Source organism: Klebsiella sp. HC6 (genome assembly GCF_022605325.1).
Lineage (GTDB): Bacteria > Pseudomonadota > Gammaproteobacteria > Enterobacterales > Enterobacteriaceae > Klebsiella > Klebsiella terrigena.
Genome location: NZ_CP093276.1, coordinates 685582 through 710980 on the forward strand (window position 1 = coordinate 685582; position 25399 = coordinate 710980).

Genomic DNA, 25399 nt, shown 5'->3' on the forward strand with positions numbered 1-25399 from the left:
TATATCTGCTGATTGTATAGAGTCTGTCGCCGTAAAAAGTTGGCGTTACGTGCCATCCGGCGGTAATTTGCACCAATCTAACATACGGACTGTAAAACGGTAGCCAAACGGCTTATAAATCCCTACTTTCGAATTCGCAGGACACCGACAATGAGCAAGCCCAACAAGCAGGGAATTACCTTCGCTAAAAACGATGTAGAAATTATTGCACGCGAAACGCTTTATCGTGGTTTTTTTTCGCTGGATTTATACCGCTTTCGCCACCGTCTGTTCAACGGCGGGATGAGCGGCGAAGTGACGCGCGAAATTTTTGAGCGCGGGCATGCCGCCGTCTTGCTACCCTTTGACCCGATACGTGATGAAGTTGTGCTGGTCGAGCAGATTCGCATTGCCGCCTATGATACCAGCGAGAGCCCGTGGCTGCTCGAAATGGTGGCCGGCATGATTGAAGAAGGCGAAACGCCTGAGGAGGTCGCCCGCCGTGAAGCGGTGGAAGAGGCGGGCCTTGAAGTCGGCCGGACAAAACCGGTGCTGAGCTATCTGGCCAGCCCCGGCGGCACCAGCGAGAGGCTGTCGATTCTGGTGGGGGAAGTCGATGCGACGACGGCAAAAGGCATCCACGGCCTGGCGGATGAAAATGAGGATATTCGGGTTCATGTGGTCAGCAGGGAGCAGGCTTATCAGTGGGTAGAAGAAGGGAAGATCGACAACGCAGCTTCTGTCATCGCGCTGCAATGGCTGCAGCTGCACTATCACAATTTACGTAATGAGTGGTCAAAATGAAGCGTTATACGCCTGACTTCCCTGAAATGATGCGCCTGTGTGAAACCAATTTTGCCCAGTTGCGCCGCCTGCTGCCTCGAACCGACGCAGTGGGCGATATGGCGGGCTACCAGGTGGGCAGTGCGCAGTACCGGCTAACTATCGTTGAGTCGACCCGCTACACTACACTGGTGTCGATTGAGCAAACGGCGCCGGCGGTGAGCTACTGGAGTTTACCGTCCATGACGGTACGCCTGTATCATGACGCGATGGTGGCCGAAGTGTGTTCGAGTCAGCAGATTTTTCGCTTCAAAGCGCGGTATGATTATCCTAATAAAAAGTTGCATCAACGCGACGAAAAGCATCAAATTAACCAGTTCTTAGCCGACTGGCTGAGATACTGTTTAGCACATGGAGCGATGGCGATTCCGGTTTGTTAGCGTCGTGAAACCTAAGGACACCATTTGGAAAGCCTGTTAAACCTTCCTTTGGCTGGTGAGGCCAGAGTCAGGATATTACAAATTACTGATACTCACCTGTTTGCTGAAAAACATGAAACGCTGTTAGGCATCAATACCTGGGAAAGCTATCAGGCCGTGCTGGATGCCATCCACGCCTCACAGCGCCAGTGCGATCTGATTGTCGCGACAGGCGATCTGGCACAGGACCACTCGGCCGCGGCCTATCAGCACTTCGCTGAGGGTATCGCGAGTTTTGCTGCGCCCTGCGTCTGGCTGCCGGGCAATCATGACTTTCAGCCGGCAATGTACAGCACGCTGCAGGAATCAGGCATTTCCTCCGCCAAGCGCGTTCTGCTCGGCGAACGCTGGCAAGTACTGCTGCTGGACAGCCAGGTATTCGGCGTTCCCCACGGTGAATTAAGCGATTTTCAGCTGGAGTGGCTTGAGCACAAGCTCGCGGCAGAGCCGGAACGCTATACGCTGCTGCTGCTGCATCATCATCCTCTCGCCTCGGGCTGCAGCTGGCTGGATCAGCATAGCCTGCGCAACGCCGCGGCGCTCGATCGCGCGCTGGCCGCCTTTCCTCGCGTCAGGCATCTGCTGTGCGGTCATATTCATCAGGAGCTGGATCTCAACTGGGGCGGGCGACGCATGATGGCCACGCCGTCAACCTGCGTGCAGTTTAAGCCGCACTGCGACAACTTCACGCTGGATACCGTTTCTCCCGGCTGGCGCTGGCTGGATCTGCATCCCGACGGCACCCTGACGACCGAAGTTTGCCGCCTTAGCGGCGTGAAATTTCACCCGGATATCGCTTCAGAAGGATACTGATGGCTACGCTCCTCTATCTGCACGGATTTAACAGCTCGCCGCGCTCGGCTAAAGCGACGGCGCTGAAGGCGTGGCTGGCGCAAAATTATCCTGAAATTAACATGGTGGTGCCGGAGCTGCCGGTTTACCCCGCTGAAGCGGCGGAGCTGCTGGAAGCGATCGTACTCGAGCACGGCGGGGAACCGCTGGGCGTTGTCGGCTCTTCGCTGGGAGGCTACTACGCAACCTGGCTATCGCAGTGTTTTATGCTGCCAACGGTGGTTGTAAACCCGGCCGTACGCCCGTTTGAGCTGCTGAACAATTTCCTCGGCCTCAATGAGAATCCGTACACGGGGCAGCAATATGTGCTAGAGTCTCGCCATATTTACGATCTCAAAGTCATGCAAATCGACCCGCTGGAATCGCCTGATTTACTCTGGCTGTTACAGCAAACGGGCGATGAAGTGCTGGATTATCGCCAGGCCGTTGGCTACTACGCCTCATGTCGGCAGACGGTAGAGGAGGGCGGCAATCATGCATTTGTCGGCTTTGAAGATCATTTCACTCAGATTATCGATTTTCTGGGCCTGCGCTAAGCATTCCTGGACTACCTACGAATACACACCATGACGCAATCTTCATACAACGCTGATGCCATTGAGGTACTCACCGGGCTAGAGCCGGTTCGCCGCCGCCCGGGAATGTACACCGACACGACACGTCCTAACCATCTTGGTCAGGAGGTTATTGATAACAGTGTGGATGAAGCACTGGGCGGCCACGCCAAACGCGTGGAAGTCATTCTTCATGCCGATCAATCGCTGGAAGTTATCGACGACGGGCGAGGAATGCCGGTCGATATCCATCCTGAAGAAGGGGTTCCGGCGGTTGAGCTGATCATGTGTCGGCTGCACGCCGGCGGCAAGTTTTCCGGTAAGAACTACCAGTTCTCCGGCGGCCTGCACGGGGTGGGTATTTCGGTGGTCAACGCCCTGTCGAAGCGCGTTGAGGTTAACGTACGCCGCGATGGCCAGGTCTACAGCATTGCGTTTGAGAACGGCGATAAGGTTGAAGAGCTGCACGTCACCGGCACCTGCGGCAAACGTAATACCGGTACCAGCGTCCACTTCTGGCCGGATGAAAGCTTCTTCGACAGCCCGCGCTTCTCCGTATCGCGCCTGACCCATTTGCTCAAAGCCAAAGCCGTACTGTGCCCCGGCGTGGAGATTGTCTTCCGTGACCTGGTGAACAACAGCGAGCAGCGCTGGTGCTATGAAGATGGCCTGACGGACTATCTGCGCGAAGCGGTGAACGGCCTGCCGCTGCTGCCGGAACAGCCGTTCGTCGGCAACTTCTCCGGTGAAACCGAAGCGGTCGACTGGGCGCTGCTGTGGCTGCCGGAAGGCGGCGAGCTGTTAACCGAAAGCTACGTCAACCTGATCCCGACCATGCAGGGCGGGACGCACGTTAACGGCCTGCGCCAGGGCCTGCTGGAGGCGATGCGTGAGTTCTGCGAATATCGCAATATTCTGCCGCGCGGCGTCAAGCTCTCGGCGGAGGATATCTGGGATCGCTGCGCCTACGTGCTGTCGGTAAAAATGCAGGATCCGCAGTTCGCCGGCCAGACCAAAGAGCGCCTCTCCTCGCGCCAGTGCGCGGCCTTCGTCTCCGGCGTGGTAAAAGACGCCTTCAGCCTGTGGCTGAACCAGAACGTCCAGGCCGCGGAGCTGCTGGCCGAAATGGCGATTTCCAGCGCCCAGCGCCGGATGCGCGCGGCCAAGAAGGTGGTGCGTAAGAAGCTGACCAGCGGCCCTGCGCTGCCGGGCAAGCTGGCGGACTGCACCGCCCAGGACCTCAACCGTACCGAGCTGTTCCTCGTGGAAGGGGACTCGGCGGGCGGGTCTGCCAAGCAGGCGCGCGACCGCGAGTATCAGGCGATCATGCCGCTGAAGGGCAAGATCCTCAATACCTGGGAGGTCTCTTCGGATGAAGTGCTGGCCTCGCAGGAGGTGCACGATATTTCAGTGGCGATCGGTATCGATCCGGATAGCGATGATTTGAGCCAGCTGCGCTACGGCAAGATCTGTATCCTCGCGGATGCGGACTCCGACGGCCTGCACATCGCCACGCTGCTCTGCGCGCTGTTCGTTAAGCACTTCCGCACGCTGGTCAAGCACGGACACGTCCACGTGGCGCTGCCGCCGCTGTACCGTATCGACCTCGGCAAAGAGGTTTACTACGCGCTGACGGAAGAAGAGAAAGCCGGGGTGCTTGAGCAGCTCAAGCGCAAGAAGGGTAAGCCGAACGTTCAGCGCTTTAAAGGGCTGGGCGAAATGAACCCGATGCAGCTGCGTGAAACCACGCTTGACCCCAATACCCGCCGTCTGGTTCAGCTGATTATCAGCGATGAGGACGAGCAGCAGACCAACGCGATGATGGATATGCTGTTAGCCAAGAAGCGCTCGGAAGATCGCCGCAACTGGCTGCAGGAAAAAGGCGATATGGCGGATATTGAAGCCTGATTCGGCTGGCCGGCCGGCAGCTGTAATCATACAAAAAAGGGAGCCAGCGGCTCCCTTTTTGCTGGCCGTCATAGCGCAGGCCAGCGGGTTTACTTATTGACTTAAACGCCCGGCTGCAGGATGCGAATGCTGACTTCCAGCACGTCGCCCTTCACCGCTTCGCCGTGGGCTTTCATATGCGGGGTTTGCAGGTGCGCTTCGAGATGCGCCACGCTTTCCCACAGCTCCACCATCACGATGGAATCGGGGGAGGTGCTCTGAAAGCTAACGCCTGCGGCGTGGTCGATCATCGGCGTATAGCCGTGGCAGCCCTCTTCCTGTAAAACCAGCGGAATCGTTTTGGCGAACTGATCGAGCACCGCCTGGCGATGGTGCTGGCCCGGGCGGGTGCGAATTTCTGCAATCACTGTCAACATGATGTACTCAACTCCTTCTGTTTATAGATCTTTAGTTAACCAAAAATCTGCGCCAGATGCTTGCGATATTCTGCGATGTAATGCGGAACATCAGGCATTTTAATCACGTCGTTGGCGATAAACGTCGGCAGGGCGGTCATGCCGAGGAACTGGTTGGCTTTGTGGAACGGCAGGTAAACGCCGTCAACGCCGACGCCGTGGAAGAACTGCTCTTCATCGGTAAAGGCGTCCATCGGGGCGTTCCAGGTCAGGGAGAGCATGTAGCGCTTGCCCTGAATTAAACCGCCTGAGCCATATTTTTTGCTGGCATCGGAGCGGGTGCGGCCGTCGCTGGCGTATAGCGAGCCGTGGCCTTCGGTGAAGACATCATCGATATACTTTTTCACGGTCCAGGGCGCGCCCATCCACCAGCCCGGCATTTGCCAGATGATGACGTCGGCCCAGAGGAAATTTTGTACTTCTGCTTTAACGTCGTATTCGCTTTCGGCGCGGACGATTTTAACATCATGCCCGGCGTCGCGCAGATAACCATCCGCGACCTCGGTCAGGGTGTCGTTCAGCTGGCCGTTAGAGTGAGCGAATTTCTTCGCTCCGTTGATAATCAGAATGTTGCTCATTTTTTATCCCTGGCGTTTCAATTTTGTCGATTATTTTACCCCGCAGGGCGAGGCGGTAAAATGAGCAAAATGTGCAAAGTCTTTTGCTTTTTTCGCAATAATCCCGCTACCAGCCGACCCGCGCTTCAAAGCCGCCGTCGGCAGCATTACCGAAGGTGACGGTCATGCCGTGCAGGGCGGCAATACGCCGGACGATAGACAGCCCCAGCCCGCTGCCCGGCTCATCCTGGCCGGGAGGGCGATAAAAGCGCTCGCCGAGACGTGCCAGCGCTTCGGGGCTGATACCTGGGCCGTTATCGCAAACGCGAAATCCGCGGGCGTCGAGGATGATATCCACCCGGCTTCCGCGCGGGCTGTAGCGCACGGCGTTATCCAGCAGGTTACGCACCAGCAGGCTAAGTAGCAGCGGCTGACCCACGCGCGTCACCCGTGCGGCGTGCGGATGCAGACGCAGCTCGATGCCCGCCTGCTGCGCCGGATGGTACATCTCCATCACCGCCGACTGCAGCAGCTCGTCGATGGCGACGCTATCCACGTCCTCGAGCGCGGCCAGGGAGTCGAGGCGCGACAGCGTCAGGAGCTGATCGACCAGCCGGGTAGCGCGATCGATCCCGACGTGCAGCTGCGCCAGCGCCTTTTCACGCCCCTGAGGGTCGTCCATCGACAGCTGGGCGACCTCGGTTTGCACCTTCAGCGCCGCCAGCGGGCTACGCAGCTCGTGGGCGGCGTCGGAGGTAAAGCGGCGCTCGCGGATCATGGCGTCGTGAGTTCGGGCAAACAGCTGATTCAGCGCATCGACCAGCGGACGGACTTCGCTGGGAATGCTGTCGACGTTAAGCGATTCCGCCGAATCCGGCGCGCGCAGGCGCAGGGTGCGGGCGAGCCGCTTCAGCGGCGCCAGCTCCCGGCTGAGCAGGACGATCAGCAGCAGGAACATCAGCGGCAGCGCCACCAGCCAGGGGGTGAGCTGCGAGGTGACGATATCCAGCGCCATCTCCCGGCGATAGTCCCACTCCTGGCCGACGACAATGCGGTAGCGGCCGTCGGCGGTGGTGAGCTGAAGAAAGCGCCACTCATCATCATCGTTACGCAGGTAGCCGTCGCTGAAGCCTTCTCGTCGGTTATCCCACGGAATATCCTGCCCGTTTTCGCTATCGTGCAGCACCATGTTGCCGTCGGTGGTGAAAATGGCGAAGGCCAGCGCGTCATCGTCAAGGTGGCCATGCCTGACCTTCTTTTTCGCCCGCACCTGCGGGGGAGAGGTATGCAGCTCAGCGAAATTCATCGCGCTCAGACGGCGGGCAAACAGCAGCTGCTGGGTATCAAACAGCTTATCCAGCTTGTGGGCGGTCTGCTGCCAGGCAATAAACGAGGCTATTCCCCATGCCAGGCTGGTGAGCAGGAAGAAAAGCAGCGTCAGGCGAACGCGCAGGCTTAGCCGACCCAGCCGCTTCATGCGTCCCCCAGGGTGTAGCCAATGCCGTGGACGGTGCGGATAAACTCGCTCCCGAGCTTGCGGCGCAGATGGTGTACGTGGACCTCCACGGCGTTGCTGGAGACATCGTCGTCCCAGCTATAGAGCTTTTCCTCAATGAGCTTGCGCGGCAGCACGCGCCCGGCGTTACGCATCAGCAGTTCGAGCAGGGCGAACTCTTTGGGCTTCAGCGCCAGCGGCTCCCCCGCCAGGGTGGCCGTCAGGCGGCCGGGGTCGAGGGTGACGTTTCCGTGGCGCAGCTCGCTGCTGCTCTGGCCGTGGGCGCGACGGATAAGCGCTTCGAGACGGGCGGCGACTTCGATAAGGGCGAAAGGCTTACACAGATAGTCATCGGCGCCGAGCCGAAGCCCCTCAACCCGCTGGCTGAGCGCATCGCGCGCGGTGAGGATCAGCACCGGCTCGTGGTGACCTTTATCGCGCCATTCGCGCAGGATATCGAGACCGTCGATGCCGGGCAGCGTCAGATCGAGGATGACCGCGTCATAGGGAGCGGCGTAGAGCGCGGCTTTTCCCTCTTCGCCACGCGTAAACCAGTCGATGCTGAAGCCCATTTTGCTCAGCCCGGCCTTGATGCCGTCGCCGATGAGTTTGTCGTCTTCCACCACTAAAATACGCATTGGCCTGCTCCTGTGGCTCGCGGATGTACGCGCAGTAAAACGCGTTGCGGCGCCCTCTGTACAGCAATAAAATTTCTTTTTTCCGCTTAAGAAGTTGTTAAGTTTTGCCAGGCCTAATGGTGACGATATCAACACAAAGGGAGAACACATCATGAAGAAAATCGCCGCAATTACCGCAATCGTTGCTTTAGTTTCTATGCCGGTACTGGCTGCCGAGCAGGGTGGTTTTTCCGGCCCTGGCGCCGCGCAAACCAGCCAGACAACCGCGAAAAAAGGCGGCTTTGTGGGCCCGAACGGCAGCGTGACGACGGTAGAGAATGCCAAATCCCTGCGTGACGACACCTGGGTGACCCTGCGCGGTAAAATTGTTGAGCGCATCTCCGACGATCTTTATAAATTCCAGGATGCCTCCGGGACGGTGAATGTCGATATTGACCACAAGCGCTGGAATGGCGTCACCGTGACCCCGAAGGATACGGTGGAAATTCAGGGTGAGGTCGATAAGGACTGGAACTCGGTGGAAATCGACGTGAAGCAGATAAGCAAAGTCGCCCCGTAAAGCCTCTGAGCGGGCCGCCGCCGCCGCTCCACGTAACAGAATCCTCAACCGGTCTAACGCCCTGTGACTCAGGGCGTTAGATAGGGTATTATCGCGGGTAGTTTTGCCGTCCGAACGGTCGGTACCCAGATTGAGGATTCACGATTAATGAGCGATATGGCAGAGCGCCTTGCGCTGCATGAATTTACGGAAAACGCCTACCTGAACTATTCCATGTACGTCATCATGGACAGGGCGTTGCCGTTCATTGGCGATGGCCTGAAACCGGTCCAGCGGCGCATCGTTTATGCGATGTCCGAGCTGGGTCTGAACGCCACCGCTAAATTCAAAAAATCCGCGCGCACCGTCGGCGACGTGCTGGGTAAATATCACCCGCACGGCGATAGCGCCTGCTATGAGGCGATGGTGCTGATGGCGCAGCCGTTCTCTTACCGCTACCCGCTGGTGGACGGTCAGGGCAACTGGGGCGCCCCGGACGATCCCAAATCCTTCGCCGCGATGCGTTATACCGAATCCCGCCTGTCAAAGTATGCGGAGCTGCTGCTGGGCGAGCTGGGTCAGGGAACCGTTGACTGGGTGCCTAACTTTGACGGTACGATGCAGGAGCCGAAAATGCTGCCTGCGCGTTTGCCGAATATTCTGCTCAACGGCACCACCGGTATCGCCGTGGGGATGGCCACCGATATTCCGCCGCACAACCTGCGCGAAGTGGCCAAAGCGGCCATCACCCTGATTGAAAAGCCGCAGACCTCGCTCGACGAACTGCTGGATATCGTTCACGGGCCGGACTACCCCACCGAAGCTGAAATCATTACCCCGCGCGCCGAGATCCGCAAAATCTATCAGAACGGTCGCGGTTCGGTTCGCATGCGTGCGGTGTGGAAAAAAGAGGACGGCGCGGTGGTGATTAGCGCCCTGCCGCATCAGGTTTCCGGCGCCCGCGTGCTGGAACAGATCGCCGCGCAGATGCGCAATAAAAAGCTGCCGATGGTTGACGATCTGCGCGACGAGTCGGATCACGAAAACCCGACCCGCCTAGTTATCGTCCCGCGCTCCAATCGCGTGGATATGGATCAGGTCATGAACCATCTGTTCGCGACCACCGATCTCGAAAAAAGCTACCGCATCAACCTGAATATGATTGGCCTGGACAACCGTCCGGCGGTCAAAAATCTGCTGGAGATCCTGACGGAGTGGCTCACCTTCCGTCGCGATACCGTCCGTCGCCGCCTGAACTATCGTCTGGAGAAGGTGCTCAAGCGCCTGCACATCCTCGAAGGTTTGCTGGTTGCGTTCCTCAACATCGATGAAGTTATCGAAATCATCCGCCACGAAGATGAGCCCAAGCCGGCGCTGATGTCGCGCTTTGGCATCAGCGAAACGCAGGCGGAAGCAATCCTCGAACTGAAGCTGCGCCATCTCGCCAAGCTGGAAGAGATGAAAATTCGCGGCGAGCAGGGCGAGCTGGAAAAAGAGCGCGATAGTCTGCAGGCTATTCTGGCGTCCGAGCGCAAGATGAATAACCTGCTGAAGAAAGAGCTGCAGGCCGACGCCGACGCGTTTGGCGACGACCGCCGTTCGCCGCTGCGCGAGCGTGAAGAAGCGAAGGCGATGAGCGAGCACGATATGCTGCCGTCTGAACCGGTGACGATTGTGCTGTCGCAAATGGGCTGGGTACGCAGCGCCAAAGGCCACGACATTGATGCTCAGGGGCTAAGCTACAAGGCGGGCGACAGCTGGAAGGCGTCGTCGAAGGGCAAGAGCAACCAGCCGGTGGTGTTTATTGATACCACCGGGCGCAGCTACGCCATCGATCCGATTACCCTGCCGTCGGCCCGCGGCCAGGGCGAGCCGATTACCGGCAAGCTCACGCTGCCGCCGGGCGCCAGCGTCGAACATATGCTGATGGAAGGCGACGACCAGAAGCTGCTGATGGCCTCCGACGCCGGCTACGGCTTTGTCTGCACCTTCAACGACCTCGTCGCGCGCAACCGCGCCGGTAAGGCGCTGATCTCGCTGCCGGACAATGCGCGGGTGATGCCGCCGCTGGTCATTGAGGACGAGTCCGACATGCTGCTGGCCATCACCTCTGCCGGGCGCATGCTGATGTTCCCGGTCAGCGATCTGCCGCAGCTGTCGAAAGGCAAAGGCAATAAAATCATCAATATTCCGTCTGCGGATGCCGCTTCCGGGCAGGATGGCCTGGCGCACCTGTTCGTGCTGCCGCCGCAGAGTACGCTGACGATCCACGTCGGCAAACGGAAGATCAAGCTGCGTCCGGAAGAGCTGCAAAAAGTCACCGGCGAGCGCGGTCGCCGCGGTTCGCTGATGCGCGGGCTGCAGAAAATCGATCGCGTGGACGTTGATTCGCCTCATCGCGCCTCGGCGGGCGATAGCGAAGAGTAATACGGGCACCCGCCTCCACAGGGAGGAGGGTGTTAACATTTGCCGCCAAATCGTTGTTTATTCGGCCGTTGCGATTAACAATAGACGCAAAATCATTCAAGATATGCCGGGGTAGTCAGTCGCTCCCGGCGTCTTCAACGGGCGAATAACGAATCTGTATCCTGATTAATACCAGCGGCGGTCCGCAAGGGCCGGACAGGGCAGCCTGCGCGCAAGCAGCCTGCGGTATAACGGGTATTATTCTCGGCGGTTTGGGTTTTAGAGGTAGCTATGCTATTTATTTTTCGACTAATTATCGTTGTTATTTACTGTATCTTTGTCTGCATATTTGGCTGTATTTACTGCTTGTTCAGCCCGCGTAACCCGAAACACGTGGCGACCTTTGGTCATCTTTTTGGTCGACTCTCTCCGGTATTCGGCCTGAAGGTGGAAACGCGCAAGCCCGCCGGTGCGGAAAGCTACGGCAACGCGATATACATCGCTAATCACCAGAACAACTATGATATGGTGACGGCGGCAAACATCGTGCAGCCGCCTACCGTCACCGTGGGTAAAAAGAGCCTGCTGTGGGTGCCGTTCTTTGGCCTGCTGTACTGGCTGACGGGAAACCTGCTGATCGACCGTAATAACCGGACCAAGGCGCACGGAACCATCGCCCAGGTGGTGGATACGTTTAAAAAACGCAAAATATCTTTTTGGATGTTCCCGGAAGGAACGCGCAGCCGCGGCCGCGGCCTGCTGCCGTTTAAAACCGGCGCTTTTCACGCGGCTATCGCCGCTGGCGTGCCGATTATTCCGGTATGCGTTTCTAATACATCGAATAAAATTAAGCTCAATCGCCTGAATAACGGCCTGGTGATTGTTGAAATGCTGCCGCCGGTTGATACCAGCGGGTTTGGTAAAGACGGCGTGCGCGCGCTGGCGAAACACTGCCGCGAGCTGATGGCAGCGAAGATTGAAGAGCTGGATCGCGAAGTGGCTGAACGTGAAGCCGCGGGTAAGCAATAAACAGGAAACGCTGCGGTAACGCGAGCCGGTGCTAGCGGGAAACGAATTCCCTTTCTGATTTGTCAGTATTTCATGGAGTTAATATGTCACTCAGTCGGCGTCAGTTTATTAAGGTTTCAGGCGTAGCGCTGTGCGCGGGCGCCGCGCCGCTGAACGCACATGCCGCCGGCCAACAGCCAGCACTGCCGGTTCCTCCGCTGCTCGAGTCCCGCCGCGGCCAGCCGCTGTTTTTAACCCTGCAGCGCGCGCACTGGTCATTTACGCCGGGCACCCGCGCGTCGGTGTGGGGCGTGAACGGCCGCTATCTTGGGCCGACGATTCGCGTCTGGAACGGCGATGACGTTAAGCTGATTTACAGCAACCGGCTGACTGAAAACGTCGCCATGACCATCCGCGGCCTGCAGGTTCCCGGCCCGCTGATCGGCGGCGCGGCGCGCATGATGTCGCCGAACGCCGACTGGGCGCCGGTGCTGCCTATCCGCCAGAGCGCCTCCACCCTGTGGTACCAGGCGAATACGCCAAACCATATGGCCCAGCAGGTCTACAACGGCCTGGCGGGGATGTGGCTGGTGGAGGACGAGATCAGCAAAAACCTTCCCATTCCTAACCACTACGGCGTGGATGATTTTCCGATCATTATTCAGGATAAGCGGCTGGATAACTTCGGTACGCCTGAATACAGCGAGCCGGGCAGCGGCGGCTTCGTCGGCGATACGCTGCTGGTGAATGGCGTACAGGGCCCGTACGTGGAGGTTTCACGCGGCTGGGTGCGTCTGCGCCTGCTGAACGCCTCTAACTCCCGCCGCTACCAGCTGCAAATGAGCGACGGTCGACTGCTGCACGTTATCTCCGGCGATCAGGGTTTTCTGCCGGCGCCGGTCTCGCTGAAGCAGCTCTCTCTGGCTCCCGGCGAGCGGCGTGAGATCCTGGTGGATATGACCAACGGCGATGAGGTGTCGATTACCTGCGGCGAGGCGGCGAGCATCGTCGATCGCATTCGCGGTTTCTTCGAGCCCTCGAGCATCCTGATTTCGACGCTGCTGTTAACCCTGCGCCCAACGGGCCTGCTGCCGCTGGTTACCGACAGCCTGCCGGTGCGCCTGCTGCCGACGGAGATTTTGACCGGGACGCCGATCCGCAGCCGCGACATCTCGCTCGGCGACGATCCGGGAATTAACGGCCAGCTCTGGGATCCGCAGCGCATTGATATTACCGCCCAGCAGGGCACCTGGGAGCGCTGGACGGTACGCGCCGACCGGCCACAGTCGTTCCATATCGAAGGGGTGATGTTCCAGGTGCGCAACGTCAACGGTTCCACGCCGTTCCCGGAAGACCGCGGCTGGAAAGATACCGTCTGGATCGACGGGCAGGTGGAGCTGCTGGTGTACTACACGCAGCCGTCGTGGTCGCATTTCCCGTTCCAGTTCCTTAGCCAGACCCTGGAGCTCGCCGACCGCGGCTCGATTGGCCAGATCCTGGTTAACCCGGCGCCGTAACGCCCGCAACCCTAACCGGACAACGGTTAGGGTATGAGAAAATCCCCCTTCATTTCCTGCGTCAATCCGGCTTATAATCGCCGCCCTTTGGTTATTTTTTTATCATTTTTTTCCCGGAAGCAATATGAGCGCAATATCCCTGATCCAACCGGATCGTGACCTATTTTCCTGGCCGCAGTACTGGGCCGCCTGTTTTGGCCCCGCGCCGTTTTTACCCATGTCACGCGAAGAGATGGATCAACTTGGCTGGGATAGCTGCGACATCATTCTGGTAACCGGCGATGCGTACGTCGATCACCCAAGCTTCGGCATGGCTATCTGCGGCCGCATGCTGGAGGCGCAGGGGTTCCGCGTTGGGATTATTTCCCAACCGGACTGGAACAATAAAGATGACTTTATGCGCCTCGGTAAACCGAACCTGTTCTTCGGCGTCACCGCCGGCAACATGGACTCGATGATCAACCGCTACACCGCCGACCGCAAGCTGCGCCATGACGACGCCTATACCGCAGGCAACGTCGCCGGCAAGCGTCCGGATCGCGCCACCCTGGTCTATACCCAGCGCTGCAAAGAGGCGTGGAAAGACGTCCCGGTTATTCTCGGCGGCATTGAGGCCAGCCTGCGTCGTACCGCGCACTATGACTACTGGTCCGATACCGTGCGCCGCTCGGTGCTGGTTGATTCCAAGGCCGATATGCTGATGTTCGGCAACGGTGAGCGCCCGCTGGTAGAAGTGGCGCACCGTCTGGCAGCAGGCGAGCCGATCGCCAGGATCCGCGACGTGCGCAACACCGCTATCATGGTGAAAGAAGCCCTGCCGGGCTGGAGCGGCGTCGACTCTACCCGTCTCGATACGCCGGGTAAAATCGATCCGATCCCGCATCCGTACGGCGAAGATCTGCCGTGCGCGGATAACAAAACCGTTGAGCCGGCAAAGCAGGAGGTGAAACAGGTCACCGTTCAGCCGCCACGCCCGAAGCCGTGGGAAAAAACCTACGTTCTGCTGCCGTCCTTTGAGAAGGTCAAAGGGGATAAGGTGCTGTACGCCCACGCGTCGCGCATTCTCCACCATGAAACCAACCCGGGCTGCGCGCGCGCGCTGATGCAAAAGCACGGCGAGCGCTATATTTGGGTTAATCCGCCGGCCATTCCGCTGTCGACGGAGGAGATGGACAGCGTGTTTGCACTGCCGTACAAGCGCGTTCCGCACCCGGCGTATGGCGATAGCCGCATCCCGGCATATGAGATGATCCGCTTCTCTATCAACATTATGCGCGGCTGCTTTGGCGGCTGTTCCTTCTGTTCGATAACCGAGCACGAAGGGCGCATTATCCAGAGCCGTTCCGAAGACTCGATCATTAACGAAATCGAAGCGATTCGCGACACGGTCCCGGGCTTCACCGGGGTCATTTCCGACCTCGGCGGCCCAACGGCCAATATGTATATGCTGCGCTGCAAGTCGCCGCGCGCGGAGCAGACCTGCCGTCGCCTGTCGTGCGTTTATCCGGACATCTGCCCGCATATGGATACCAACCACGAGCCGACGATTAATCTCTACCGCCGCGCCCGCGATCTGAAAGGTATCAAGAAAATCCTCATTGCCTCCGGCGTGCGTTACGACATTGCCGTTGAGGATCCGCGCTATATCAAAGAGCTGGCGACCCACCACGTGGGCGGCTACCTGAAGATTGCCCCTGAGCATACTGAGGAAGGCCCGCTGTCGAAGATGATGAAGCCGGGAATGGGCAGCTACGATCGCTTCAAAGAGCTGTTCGATAGCTACTCAAAACAGGCGGGTAAAGAGCAATATCTGATCCCGTACTTTATCTCCGCGCATCCGGGCACCCGCGATGAAGATATGGTGAACCTGGCGCTGTGGCTGAAGAAAAACCGTTTCCGTCTGGATCAGGTGCAGAACTTCTATCCGTCGCCGCTGGCTAACTCAACCACCATGTATTACACCGGCAAGAACCCGCTGGGCAAGATTGGCTATAAAAGCGAAGACGTGGTGGTACCAAAAGGGGATAAGCAGCGCCGCCTGCATAAAGCGCTGCTGCGCTACCACGATCCGGCAAACTGGGCCCTGATCCGCCAGGCATTGGAGGCGATGGGTAAAAAGCACCTGATCGGCTCACGCCGCGACTGCCTGGTGCCTGCGCCAACGCTGGACGAGATGCGTGAAGCGCGTCGCCAGAATCGCCATACCCGCCCGGCCTTGACTAAGCATACGCCTGTTGAGCATCAGCGGCAGACGCCGGCCAGCGGAGCGAAAAAACGCGTTCGCTCTGCGTCCCGCTAAAATGAAGTGCCCCGGCAGCGCAAGGCTGGCCGGGGAGATGGAATAAAGGGATGAGGCTGCCCGGAGCGGGCGGCCGCTGCGCCACCTTCCGGGATAACCGAAAAACCGCTCTGCGGTCAGGAAGAAAGGTTAGCCGCCAAACTGGTCAGGATCTGGCCCGAGGCGCTTGTTGATATCCAGCTTCGCCATTGCTCCCAGTTCGTCTTTATCAAGACGGAAGTCCCAGACGTTAAAGTTCTCCACGATACGCGAAGGGGTCACCGATTTAGGGATCACCACCAGGCCGTTATCGAGATGCCAGCGGATGACAATCTGCGCCGGCGTCTTGCCGTACTTATCGGCCAGCTCGCGGACGATTTTCTGATCGAATACGCCTTCGCCCCCCTGAGCCAGCGGGCTCCAGGATTCGGTCTGGATTTTGTGCGTCGCGTTCCAGGCGTGCAGCTGGCGCTGTTGCAGCAGGGGATGGAGTTCGACCTGATTAATCACCGGTACCACGCCGGTTTCATCAAGCAGCCGCTGCAGATGGTGGACCTGGAAATTACAGACGCCGATGCTTTTTGCCAGCCCCTGTTTTTGGAGCTCAATCATGCCCTTCCAGGCTTCAACAAAATGGTCGATCGCCGGAACCGGCCAGTGCATTAAATACAGATCGACGTAGTCGAGCTGCAGCTTGCTCAGGCTCTCCTGCAGGGCTTCATGCGGACGTTTTTGATCGTCGTTCCATAGCTTGGTGGTGATAAACAGCTCATCGCGAGGGACGCCAGCCTGGCTCAGCGCGCTGCCGACGCCGGCTTCGTTTTGGTACGCGGCGGCGGTGTCAAAAGAGCGATAACCGACTTCCAGCGCCTTGTGAATGGCGGAGACGACCTCCTCGTTGCCTGCTTTCCACACGCCGAGGCCCAGCTGTGGCATCAGGTTGCCGTCGTGCAGTTTTATCACGGTTGGATGTGTCATGCCTTCCTCCTGTTAATGAAACTTAGCGGGGTACATTTCGCTAAGGGGTAGCATTAAGTCTGGACGAAATAGCTAAAAACGGTAGTTAAACTCCTCTCCTTCGCATCCGATGACCCGAAGGAGAGGGCGTATCAGCAGGGGAGAATTAGCGTGCAGCCTCGTAAATACGGCGGCTGACGTCGAGAGTGATATCCTGGTTTTCACCGAGCTGAGTCATACCGTGCTCTTCCAGTTTAGCCAACAGCGCCGGGATGGAGCTACCGTCAAGACCGTAGCCGCTCAGGCGAGTCGGTACGCCGAGCTGCTCGAAGAAATTGCGCGTTGCGGCGATGGCCGCGTCGATACGCTCATCTTCAGAACCTTCGGTGATATTCCACACGCGGGCGGCGTACTGCAGCAGCTTAGCGCGTTTGGTATCGCGTTTTTCATTCCACAGCACCGGCAGAACGATGGCCAGGGTCTGGGCATGGTCAAGGCCGTGCATGGCGGTCAGCTCATGTCCCAGCATATGCGTTGCCCAGTCCTGCGGCACGCCTGCGCCGATCAGGCCGTTTAACGCCTGGGTCGCGGCCCACATAATGTTGGCGCGCACGTCGTAGTTTTCCGGCTCTTGCAGCGCTTTCGGGCCATCTTCAATCAGGGTCAGCAGAATGCCTTCGGCAAAGCGGTCCTGGATTTTGCCATCAACCGGGTAGGTCACGTACTGCTCAACGGTATGGACAAATGCGTCAACCACGCCGTTGGCAACCTGACGCGGCGGCAGGGTGTAGGTGTAGACCGGATCGAGGATCGCAAACACCGGCTGTACGTGGGAAGACATAAAGGCGCGCTTGTCGCCGGTGGTTTTACGTGAAACGACGGCACCTTTATTGGATTCGGAGCCGGTCGCCGGCAGCGTCAGCACGGAACCCATCGGGATGGCGCTTTTGACGTTTTGACCGTAGGTTTCGAGGATTTCCCACGGATCGACGCTTTCATCATAGTGCGCGGCGGCGGCGATAAACTTCGTCCCGTCGAGCACGGAGCCGCCGCCGACGGCCAGCAGGAAGGTGATCTGCTGTTCACGGGCAATTTTGACCGCGTTCATCAGCGTTTCGTAGGACGGATTCGGTTCAATACCGCCGAATTCCAGCACCTCAAAATCGCTCAGCGCGCTCAGGGCCTGATCCAGGACGCCGGTTTTTTTCACGCTGCCGCCGCCGTAGGTGACCAGAATGCGGGCCCCTGCCGGGATCTGATCGCGCAGGTTTTCGATGGCACCTTTACCAAACAGGATACGGGTTGGGGTATACAGATCGAAATTGTTCATTGCTCATCACCTCAATAAGAGAAAACTGCCGGCAGAGAAGATATCCCGGCCAGATGACGAACATTGTGGTCCCGTCATCCGTTCCCCTCAATGCACATTCCTGCCGATGTCTTGCCCATTTCTCCGTGGGGCTGGAGAAAAGGCAGCGGAGTGCGCACAATAGAGAGGTGGAAAAACGACTGGAGAGTCACCGTAAATGAAGCGTGCCCAGATATGTCAGCTGCTAACGGAAAAGGTTAACAAGCTGAAAGATAACGAAGAAAACCTCAGCGAGCTGCTGCCTGATATTCGGTTATTGTACGGCACGCAGCCGGGGACGCGCACGCCGGTGATGTACCAGCCGGGCATCGTTTTTCTCTTTTCCGGTCATAAAATTGGTTACATAAATGAACGGACTTTTCGTTACGACACCAACGAATATCTGCTGCTGACGGTGCCGCTGCCGTTTGAGTGTGAAACCTTCGCGACGCCGGAGGTTCCGCTGGCGGGGCTGCGGCTGAACGTGGATATTCTGCAGCTGCAGGAGCTGCTGATGGATATTGGCGAGGATGAGCGCTTCCAGCCGGCGGTGGCGTCGAGCGGGATTAACTCGGCGGCGCTCTCTGAGGAGATTTTGTGCGCCGCTGAACGGCTGCTGGACGTGATGGAGCGGCCGCTGGATGCGCGCATCCTGGGCAAGCAGATTATTCGCGAGATGCTCTACTACGTGCTGACCGGGCCGTGCGGCGGGGCGCTGCTGGCTCTGGTGAGTCGGCAAACGCACTTCAGCCTGATTAGCCGCGTCCTCAAGCGTATTGAAAGCCAGTACACCGAGAACCTGAGCGTCGATCAGCTGGCGGCGGAGGCCAACATGAGCGTCTCGGCGTTTCATCACAATTTCAAATCGGTCACCAGCACCTCGCCGCTGCAGTATCTGAAAAGCTATCGCCTGCATAAGGCGAGGATGCTGATGATCCACGACGGGATGAAGGCCAGCGCGGCGGCGATGCGCGTGGGCTACGAAAGCGCGTCGCAGTTCAGCCGGGAGTTTAAGCGCTATTTTGGCATGACGCCGGGCGAAGATGCGGCGCGGATCAGAACGATTCAGGGGATGTAACAGGAAACGCACGCTTCGGGAAGGCGCGCCGGCGTGAAGCCGGTTCCGGCCACAGCTGGTTTTATTTGTTTCCTGCCGCCGGCGACGCAAATTTCTTCCCTTTTTTAACCCCTGCGCTCTGTTTTTAACCTCTCTTTTGATTTTGGCCAACTCCCTGGTCGGTATATATCTGCTTATATAGCGAATGATTTTTGCCCAGCCGCTCGTCCGAGCCGGGGAATGTCATCGGCAGGCGCTTAGGCGCCGTAGTGCGCCAGCGTTTGGCGGATAACGCCATGCAACCGTTAATCAATTGACGCTATCAATACGCAGGGAAAATGGGATATGAAAATAACAAAGTGGATCGTTATCGCTCTGGCGGCGCTCGGTAGCCAGCTCGCTTTTGCCGCTGAGCTGCATCTGTACGCGGGGGCCGGACTGCGCGCCCCGGTCGATCAAATTGTCGCCAGATATGAAAAAGAGAGCGGCAATACGGTGCTCGTCGAGTATGGCGGCTCCGGCCAGATCCTGACGCGTTATCAGCTTACGCAGCAGGGCGATCTTTTCCTCCCCGGTTCGGCCGACTACGTCGAAAAACTCCGGCTGCAGGGGAAAGTGGAGGCCGCCTTCCCCCTCGTGCACCACACCCCGGTAATGGCCGTGCGCAAAGATAAGGCGGCGGGCATCGACTCCTATGCCGCGCTGGCCGATAGCTCGCTGAAAATTGGCATGGGCGATCCCCAAAGCATCGCGTTAGGCAAAAGCGGCGAGAAGCTGCTGGAGGCCACGGGATATGGCGAAGCGCTGCGTCAGAAGGTGGTGGTTCGCACCGCGACGATCAAACAGCTGGTGCTCTATTTGCTGAACGGCGACGTTGACGCCGCGGTTATCGGCAGAACGGATGCGGTCAAAAACCAGCAGCAGCTGGTTCTGCTGCCGGTGCCGGCGAATACGCCAGATGAGGTGGCAACGCTGGCGGTGCTGCGGACCAGTCAGCACCCCGAGGAGGCCCGTCAGCTGGCGAACGCTTTTACCTCCGCGCAGGGGATAAAAACGTTTACCGACCTCGGCTATCTGCCGCTGGCAAAGTAAACCAGGATGGCTAATCGTCAGGTGAGTTCTCTGGCCGGGCTGATGTTTGCGCCGCTCTGTCTGCTGCTGACGCTGGTTGTCGGCTCGCTGCTGTCGCTGGTATTCGAACTGGACTTTGCCACCCTCATGCAGGTCTTGCAGGAGCCGGAGCTGCACTTTGCCATCGCCATGTCGGTGGGCACCGCCTTACTCTCGCTTCTGTTGGCGCTGCTGATCGGGATACCTGCCGCGTGGGTGATGGCGAGAACCGCCTTCCGTGGGAAAGGTATTATCGACGCGCTGCTGGATATTCCGCTGGTGACGCCGCCGCTGATCGTCGGCATTGGGCTGCTGCTGCTGCTGGGTCAGCGCGGGCCGCTGAGCGGTATATTTCCGCAGCTCTCCGCGCTGCTCTTCTCTCCGCTGGGCGTGATTATCGCCCAGACCTACGTTGCCAGCGCGATAGTGGTTCGGGCGGCGAGCGCCGCGTTCTCATCGCTCGATCCGGCATTCATCGCCACGGCGCATAACCTTGGGCTGACGCCAGTCCGCACGCTGCTGCTGGTTGAAATCCCGCTGTGCTGGCCCTCCCTGCTGAGCGGCGGCGTGCTGGCGCTGGCCAGGGCGCTGGGGGAGTTTGGTGCGACCCTCATGCTGGCAGGGGCGATCCGCTTTAAAACGGAAACCCTGCCCATGGCGGTGTACCTGAATATTGCCAGCGGTGATTTTTCACTGGCGATCGGCTGCTCGCTGCTGCTGATTGCGCTGGCAGGGCTGCTGCTGGTGATTCTGCACCGGATCCAACGACTCTATAAAGAGAGAGAGTATGCTGCGCGTTGAAGATGTCACCACACGGATTTTGCAGGGGATAAGCTTCCGCGTGCCAGAGGGAAGCTGCGTGGCGATCGCCGGGCCGTCCGGGAGCGGCAAGACCACCATGCTGAACGCGATTGCCGGAGCGATCCCTTATCAGGGAACAATTTATCTTGCCGGCCAGCGCCTTGACGACCTGCCGCCCTGGCAAAGGCCGTGCCGCTATCTCAACCAGCGTCTTTACCTTTTTCCTTACCTGACAGTTCGCGGTAACCTCGCGCTGGCGCAGTACGCGGCGGGCCTTCCACGGCTCAAAAAGGAGCAGACGGATCTGCTGGAAGAGATGGGCATCGCTCACCTGGCGGAGCGCTATCCGCGGCAGATTTCCGGTGGGGAGCAGCAGCGGGCGGCGCTCTCGAGGGCGCTGATCTCCCGCCCCAGGCTGCTGCTGCTGGACGAGCCTTTCTCAAGTCTCGATCGCGGGACCCGTGTCCGGCTATGGGAAGTGGTGCGTTCCCTGCGGCGCCATGCGGTGACGGTGGTGCTGGTGACGCACGAGCCGGAAGAAGCGGCGGCGCTGGCGGACAGACAGCTGACGTTACTCAACGGCAGGCTGGTTTCCGAGGGGGGAGAATAAGGGAGGGCTCCTCCCTTATTGATGCTTTATTACGCGCTGCAGAACTTTTTCTTAATGACCACCACCAGCGTACCCAGCAGGCCGGCAACCAGCAGAGCGATAGGCAGGATCATCAGGCAGGTCATCACCTGATCTTCGTGGCGCTTGACGAAAGGGATCATGCTGAGCGCATATCCGAGCCCGGTGACCACGCCGACCCACAGCAGCGCGCTGAGCCAGTTGAAGAACTGGAAGCGGCGGTTGGAGAGCCCGGAAATACCGGCCATGGTTGGCAGCAGGGTGCGGACGAAGGCCAGGAAGCGTCCGGCCAGCAGGGCCAGCAGCCCGTGCTTATCGAACATGCAGGTCGCACGCTGATGATATTTTTGCGGTAGATGGGAAAGCCAGCCCTTAACGGTCTCGGTATTGCCGAGCCAGCGCCCCTGAATATAGCTCAGCCAGCAGCCGAGGCTGGCCGCCGCCGTCAGAATGGCGAGGGTGGGCACAAAGTCCATGACGCCTTTTGCAATCAGCGCGCCGGCGAGCAGCAGCAGGCTGTCCCCGGGTAAAAACGAGGCCGGCAGCAGACCGTTCTCGAGAAACAGGGTCGCGAACATGACCAGATATACAACGCCCACAACGTGAGGGTTCGCCAATGCGGCAAAATCATGTTGCCAGAGCGCGGCGACAATCTCTTGAATAACAACCATGGACTTTCCTAAGTGGTACCGTATTTTTGACTAGTGTACTCCTGAAGAGCCCCGAACACCTTGATCCCGGGCGCAACAAAAGCGGCCGCCTCTAGCAGAACGTCCGCAATTATTGCCACTGGCCGTCACTTTACACGATACGCGCGAAGCCCGCCGCTAAATCCGCCAGCAGATCGTCAACATTTTCTAAACCGATATGGACGCGAATCAGCGTGCCGCTGAAATCGACTTCCGCCTCGGGGCGGATGGCGGCGATGTGCTCCGGCTGGTTAGCCAGGATCAGCGATTCGAAACCGCCCCAGGAGTAGGCCATGCTGAACAGGCTGAAGTTGTCCAGATAAGCGGACAGCTCGGCGTCGTTCAGCCGCTTGTTGAGAATAAACGAGAACAGGCCGCTGCTGCCGGTAAAGTCGCGCTTCCAGAACTCATGTCCTTTGCTGCCCGGCAGCGCGGGATGGTTGACCCGCGCCACCTGCGGGTGCTGCGCCAGCCATTCGGCGATGCGCAGGCTGCTCTCGTGGTGCTGACGCAGGCGCACGCCGAGGGTGCGCAGGCCGCGGCTGGTCATATAGGCGGTATCCGCGTCGAGCATCTGCCCCATCAGATAGGCGTTCTCACGCAGCTGGTCCCAGCAGCGCGCGTTGGCAACCGCGGTGCCGACCATCGCATCGGAGTGGCCAATCAGGTATTTGGTGCCGGCCTGAATCGAGATATCGACGCCGAAATCCAGCGCCCTGAACAGCACGCCTGCCGCCCAGGTGTTGTCGATCATGATGATTGCCTCCGGGGCAACGCTGCGCACGGCCGCGACGATCGCCGGAACGTCGTGGACCTCCATGGTGATTGAACCCGGAGATTCGAGAAACACCACGCGGGTATTCGGCTGGACCAGACGGGCGATATCGGCGCCAATCAGCGGATCGAACCAGCCGGTGCTCACGCCGAGTCTGGCAAGCACTTTGGTACTAAAATCCTGGCTCGGCTCATAGGCGGTATTGGTCATCAGAACGTGGTCGCCCTGCTCAACAAACGCCAGAATCGTATTGGCCACCGCCGCCGCGCCGCAGGGGAACAGGGCGCAGCCGGCGCCGCCTTCCAGCTCGCACATGGCTTCCTGCAGCGAGAAGTGGGTCAGCGTGCCGCGGCGGCCGTAAAACAGCTCGCCCTTCGCCCGGTTGCGGGTGGCATGTTTCTTATCTTCGACGGTATCGAATACCAGCGATGAAGCGCGCTGAATCACGCTGTTTACCGATCCTAAGGTATATTTTTTACTGCGCCCGGCGTGGACCAGAGCGGTATCAAGATGTTTGTCAGCCATGTTTTTGCCTGTTTTTATACGTCTGGACGTCTAAACTAGCATGAATACCCGGACCTGTACCGGCTAACGACGGATACAGGCAAAAATTTTACCAAATCCCCCGGCGGCCGCTTTTTTACTGCGTAAGCGCAAGGAAAATAAACGTGATTTGCTGCACAGTGTAAATACTAATGAGAACCACTATCAATTCGATGCCGTTTTGATATTATTATGCTCAGATTTTGTGATTTACGTCCTGGAGACTCAGAGTGGGTAATAATTTGATGCAGGCGGATCTTTCCGTTTGGGGTATGTATCATCATGCCGATATTGTCGTTAAGGTCGTGATGATCGGCCTGATTCTGGCGTCGATAGTCACATGGGCTATCTTCTTCGGCAAGGGTGCGGAAATCCTCTCCAGCAAGCGCCGCCTCAAGCGCGAACAGCAGCTTCTCGGCGAAGCGCGTTCCCTCGATCAGGCCAGCGACATCGCCAACGCTTTCCATCCTAAAAGCCTCAGCACGCAGCTTATCAACGAAGCGCAGAACGAGCTTGAGCTGTCGGCAGGCGTCGAAGATAACGAAGGCATCAAAGAGCGTACCGGTTTCCGCCTTGAGCGCCGCGTGGCGTTTGTCGGTCGTTATATGGGCCGTGGAAACGGCTATCTGGCGACTATCGGAGCCATCTCCCCGTTCGTCGGCCTGTTTGGTACCGTCTGGGGCATCATGAACAGCTTTATCGGCATCGCCCAGACTCAGACCACCAACCTCGCGGTTGTCGCACCGGGCATCGCGGAAGCGCTGCTGGCAACGGCAATCGGCCTGTTTGCCGCTATCCCGGCGGTGGTTATCTATAACATCTTCGCCCGTATGATCGGCAGCTACAAAGCCACCCTCGGCGACGTCGCCGCCCAGGTATTGCTGCTGCAGAGCCGCGATCTGGACCTCAGCGCCAGCGGCACTGCGCCGGTGCGTACCGCGCAGAAATTACGAGTAGGTTGATGCTTTATGGCGATGCATTTTAACGAAAACCTCGATGATAACGGCGAAATGCACGATATTAACGTGACGCCGTTTATCGACGTCATGCTCGTGCTGCTGATTATCTTTATGGTGGCCGCCCCGCTGGCGACGGTTGATGTGAAGGTCAACCTGCCCGCCTCCTCCAGCCAGCCGCAGCCGCGTCCGGAAAAGCCGATCTATCTGTCGGTGAAGGCGGATAAAGCCATGTTCCTCGGCAACGATCCGGTCACCGAAGAGAACATGATCGGCGCGCTGGATACGCTGACTGAAGGTAAGAAAGACACCACCGTCTTCTTCCGCGCGGATAAAACCGTGGACTATGAGACGATGATGAAGGTCATGGATACCCTGCACCAGGCGGGTTATCTGAAGATTGGTCTGGTGGGCGAAGAGACCGTTAAAGCGCAGTAGCCCTCACCGACATCTCCCCAGGAGGCTGGCCTTGTGCCGGCCTTTTTTATTTCTGCCGATCCGCGGCGCTGACCGGATGTTGCAATCACGCTGGCGGCTTGCGATATAATGCCGATCGTTTTTTTTAACTTACAGGGTCTTATGGAACGCTTTCTGGAAAATGCCATGTACGCCTCACGCTGGCTGCTGGCACCGGTTTATTTTGGTCTCTCTCTGGGACTGGTGGCACTGTCGATAAAATTTTTTCAGGAGATCCTCCACATCCTGCCGCATATCTTCAGCGTGGGGGAGTCGGACCTGATCCTGACCCTGCTGTCGCTGGTGGATATGACGCTGGTCGGCGGCCTGCTGGTGATGGTGATGTTCTCGGGCTATGAAAACTTTGTCTCTCAGCTGGATATTAACGAGGGCAAAGAGAAGCTCAGCTGGCTGGGAAAAATGGATGCCACTTCGCTGAAAAACAAGGTTGCGGCCTCCATCGTTGCGATCTCCTCGATCCACCTGCTGCGGGTGTTTATGGATGCCAAAAACGTACCGGACAATAAGCTGATGTGGTACGTCATTATCCACCTGACCTTCGTGCTGTCGGCGTTTGTGATGGGCTATCTCGATCGCCTGACCAAAGTGAAGCACTAGCTCCTGTCTGCCCG

24 protein-coding genes and 1 pseudogene are annotated in these 25399 nt (G+C 58.6%); 17 read left to right on the top strand and 8 right to left on the bottom strand.

What is annotated here, in order from left to right; all coding sequences use genetic code 11:
- The first annotated feature begins 150 nt into the window (after positions 1–150).
- The 5 genes from nudF to parE are packed head-to-tail and all read left to right on the top strand — an operon-like array spanning position 151 to position 4555.
- A complete protein-coding gene (gene nudF, locus MMW58_RS03315; RefSeq protein WP_041147276.1) occupies positions 151–783 on the top strand; it encodes an ADP-ribose diphosphatase in 633 nt (210 codons plus the stop codon).
- Positions 780–1202, top strand: a complete 423-nt coding sequence (locus MMW58_RS03320; protein WP_041147275.1) for a DUF1249 family protein — start codon at positions 780–782, stop codon at positions 1200–1202. The genes nudF and MMW58_RS03320 overlap by 4 nt, the downstream gene beginning before the upstream one ends.
- Before the next feature lie 24 nt (positions 1203–1226).
- Complete coding sequence (gene cpdA / locus MMW58_RS03325) at positions 1227–2054, top strand: 3',5'-cyclic-AMP phosphodiesterase (RefSeq protein ID WP_133600907.1); 828 nt, start codon at positions 1227–1229, stop codon at positions 2052–2054.
- Complete coding sequence (gene yqiA, locus MMW58_RS03330) at positions 2054–2629, top strand: esterase YqiA (RefSeq protein ID WP_045856855.1); 576 nt, start codon at positions 2054–2056, stop codon at positions 2627–2629. The genes cpdA and yqiA overlap by 1 nt, the downstream gene beginning before the upstream one ends.
- A gap of 30 nt (positions 2630–2659) precedes the next feature.
- Positions 2660–4555, top strand: coding sequence for a DNA topoisomerase IV subunit B (gene parE, locus MMW58_RS03335; RefSeq protein WP_041147272.1), 1896 nt, complete (start codon positions 2660–2662; stop codon positions 4553–4555).
- A 101-nt stretch (positions 4556–4656) separates the two neighbouring features.
- Here parE and MMW58_RS03340 read toward each other — a convergent pair whose 3' ends face one another.
- From MMW58_RS03340 to qseB, 4 genes are all read right to left on the bottom strand, one after another.
- Positions 4657–4971, bottom strand: a complete 315-nt coding sequence (locus MMW58_RS03340) for a putative quinol monooxygenase (RefSeq protein ID WP_045856859.1) — start codon at positions 4969–4971, stop codon at positions 4657–4659.
- 35 nt (positions 4972–5006) lie between these two features.
- Positions 5007–5588 carry an NAD(P)H-dependent oxidoreductase gene (locus tag MMW58_RS03345; RefSeq protein WP_041147270.1) on the bottom strand — a complete coding sequence of 194 codons (582 nt, stop codon included), beginning with the start codon at positions 5586–5588 and terminating at the stop codon, positions 5007–5009.
- Positions 5589–5694: 106 nt separating this feature from the next.
- Positions 5695–7044 (bottom strand): quorum sensing histidine kinase QseC, encoded by a 1350-nt coding sequence (gene qseC, locus MMW58_RS03350; RefSeq protein ID WP_241722749.1) that lies wholly within the window; start codon positions 7042–7044, stop codon positions 5695–5697.
- Positions 7041–7700 carry a quorum sensing response regulator transcription factor QseB gene (gene qseB / locus MMW58_RS03355; RefSeq protein ID WP_241722750.1) on the bottom strand — a complete coding sequence of 220 codons (660 nt, stop codon included), beginning with the start codon at positions 7698–7700 and terminating at the stop codon, positions 7041–7043. Before qseB ends, qseC begins: the two co-directional genes overlap by 4 nt.
- Before the next feature lie 151 nt (positions 7701–7851).
- On the opposite strand from qseB, the gene MMW58_RS03360 reads away from it, so the two are divergent.
- The 5 genes and pseudogenes from MMW58_RS03360 to MMW58_RS03380 all read left to right on the top strand — a co-directional run bounded on the left by MMW58_RS03360 (position 7852) and on the right by MMW58_RS03380 (position 15514).
- Positions 7852–8259: a YgiW/YdeI family stress tolerance OB fold protein gene (locus MMW58_RS03360; protein WP_241722751.1), complete on the top strand. Its 408-nt coding sequence runs from the start codon at positions 7852–7854 to the stop codon at positions 8257–8259.
- A gap of 147 nt (positions 8260–8406) precedes the next feature.
- A complete protein-coding gene (gene parC, locus MMW58_RS03365) occupies positions 8407–10665 on the top strand; it encodes a DNA topoisomerase IV subunit A (RefSeq protein WP_045856867.1) in 2259 nt (752 codons plus the stop codon).
- A 270-nt stretch (positions 10666–10935) separates the two neighbouring features.
- Positions 10936–11673: a 1-acylglycerol-3-phosphate O-acyltransferase gene (gene plsC, locus MMW58_RS03370; protein WP_041147265.1), complete on the top strand. Its 738-nt coding sequence runs from the start codon at positions 10936–10938 to the stop codon at positions 11671–11673.
- Positions 11674–11756: 83 nt separating this feature from the next.
- Positions 11757–13169 (top strand): cell division protein FtsP, encoded by a 1413-nt coding sequence (ftsP, locus tag MMW58_RS03375; protein WP_133600912.1) that lies wholly within the window; start codon positions 11757–11759, stop codon positions 13167–13169.
- A gap of 33 nt (positions 13170–13202) precedes the next feature.
- A pseudogene (locus MMW58_RS03380) lies at positions 13203–15514 on the top strand (YgiQ family radical SAM protein).
- Between the two features lie 83 nt (positions 15515–15597).
- Here MMW58_RS03380 and dkgA read toward each other — a convergent pair.
- Both dkgA and yqhD read right to left on the bottom strand, forming a co-directional pair.
- Positions 15598–16425, bottom strand: a complete 828-nt coding sequence (gene dkgA, locus MMW58_RS03385; protein WP_041147262.1) for a 2,5-didehydrogluconate reductase DkgA — start codon at positions 16423–16425, stop codon at positions 15598–15600.
- 145 nt (positions 16426–16570) lie between these two features.
- A complete protein-coding gene (gene yqhD / locus MMW58_RS03390; protein WP_041147261.1) occupies positions 16571–17734 on the bottom strand; it encodes an alcohol dehydrogenase in 1164 nt (387 codons plus the stop codon).
- 196 nt (positions 17735–17930) lie between these two features.
- On the opposite strand from yqhD, the gene MMW58_RS03395 reads away from it, so the two are divergent.
- The 4 genes from MMW58_RS03395 to MMW58_RS03410 all read left to right on the top strand — a co-directional run bounded on the left by MMW58_RS03395 (position 17931) and on the right by MMW58_RS03410 (position 21330).
- Positions 17931–18830 carry an AraC family transcriptional regulator gene (locus MMW58_RS03395; RefSeq protein WP_123708851.1) on the top strand — a complete coding sequence of 300 codons (900 nt, stop codon included), beginning with the start codon at positions 17931–17933 and terminating at the stop codon, positions 18828–18830.
- 324 nt (positions 18831–19154) lie between these two features.
- A complete protein-coding gene (gene modA, locus MMW58_RS03400) occupies positions 19155–19901 on the top strand; it encodes a molybdate ABC transporter substrate-binding protein (protein WP_133600916.1) in 747 nt (248 codons plus the stop codon).
- A 6-nt stretch (positions 19902–19907) separates the two neighbouring features.
- Positions 19908–20720: an ABC transporter permease gene (locus tag MMW58_RS03405; protein ID WP_133600917.1), complete on the top strand. Its 813-nt coding sequence runs from the start codon at positions 19908–19910 to the stop codon at positions 20718–20720.
- Positions 20707–21330 carry an ABC transporter ATP-binding protein gene (locus MMW58_RS03410; protein WP_133600918.1) on the top strand — a complete coding sequence of 208 codons (624 nt, stop codon included), beginning with the start codon at positions 20707–20709 and terminating at the stop codon, positions 21328–21330. Before MMW58_RS03405 ends, MMW58_RS03410 begins: the two co-directional genes overlap by 14 nt.
- Before the next feature lie 29 nt (positions 21331–21359).
- On the opposite strand, the gene yghB is transcribed toward MMW58_RS03410, so the two are convergent.
- Positions 21360–22019 (bottom strand): DedA family general envelope maintenance protein YghB, encoded by a 660-nt coding sequence (yghB, locus tag MMW58_RS03415; RefSeq protein WP_045856877.1) that lies wholly within the window; start codon positions 22017–22019, stop codon positions 21360–21362.
- Between the two features lie 130 nt (positions 22020–22149).
- Positions 22150–23337 carry a cystathionine beta-lyase gene (metC, locus tag MMW58_RS03420; protein ID WP_095099509.1) on the bottom strand — a complete coding sequence of 396 codons (1188 nt, stop codon included), beginning with the start codon at positions 23335–23337 and terminating at the stop codon, positions 22150–22152.
- Positions 23338–23585: 248 nt separating this feature from the next.
- Between metC and exbB the strand changes: the two genes are divergently transcribed.
- From exbB to MMW58_RS03435, 3 genes are all read left to right on the top strand, one after another.
- Positions 23586–24317: a tol-pal system-associated acyl-CoA thioesterase gene (gene exbB, locus MMW58_RS03425; RefSeq protein WP_133600919.1), complete on the top strand. Its 732-nt coding sequence runs from the start codon at positions 23586–23588 to the stop codon at positions 24315–24317.
- A 6-nt stretch (positions 24318–24323) separates the two neighbouring features.
- Positions 24324–24749, top strand: coding sequence for a TonB system transport protein ExbD (exbD, locus tag MMW58_RS03430; protein WP_045856883.1), 426 nt, complete (start codon positions 24324–24326; stop codon positions 24747–24749).
- 141 nt (positions 24750–24890) lie between these two features.
- The gene (locus tag MMW58_RS03435) at positions 24891–25385 is read left to right on the top strand and encodes a TIGR00645 family protein (protein WP_041147753.1); all 495 of its coding nucleotides are present in this window, start codon (positions 24891–24893) and stop codon (positions 25383–25385) included.
- Positions 25386–25399: the final 14 nt, after the last annotated feature.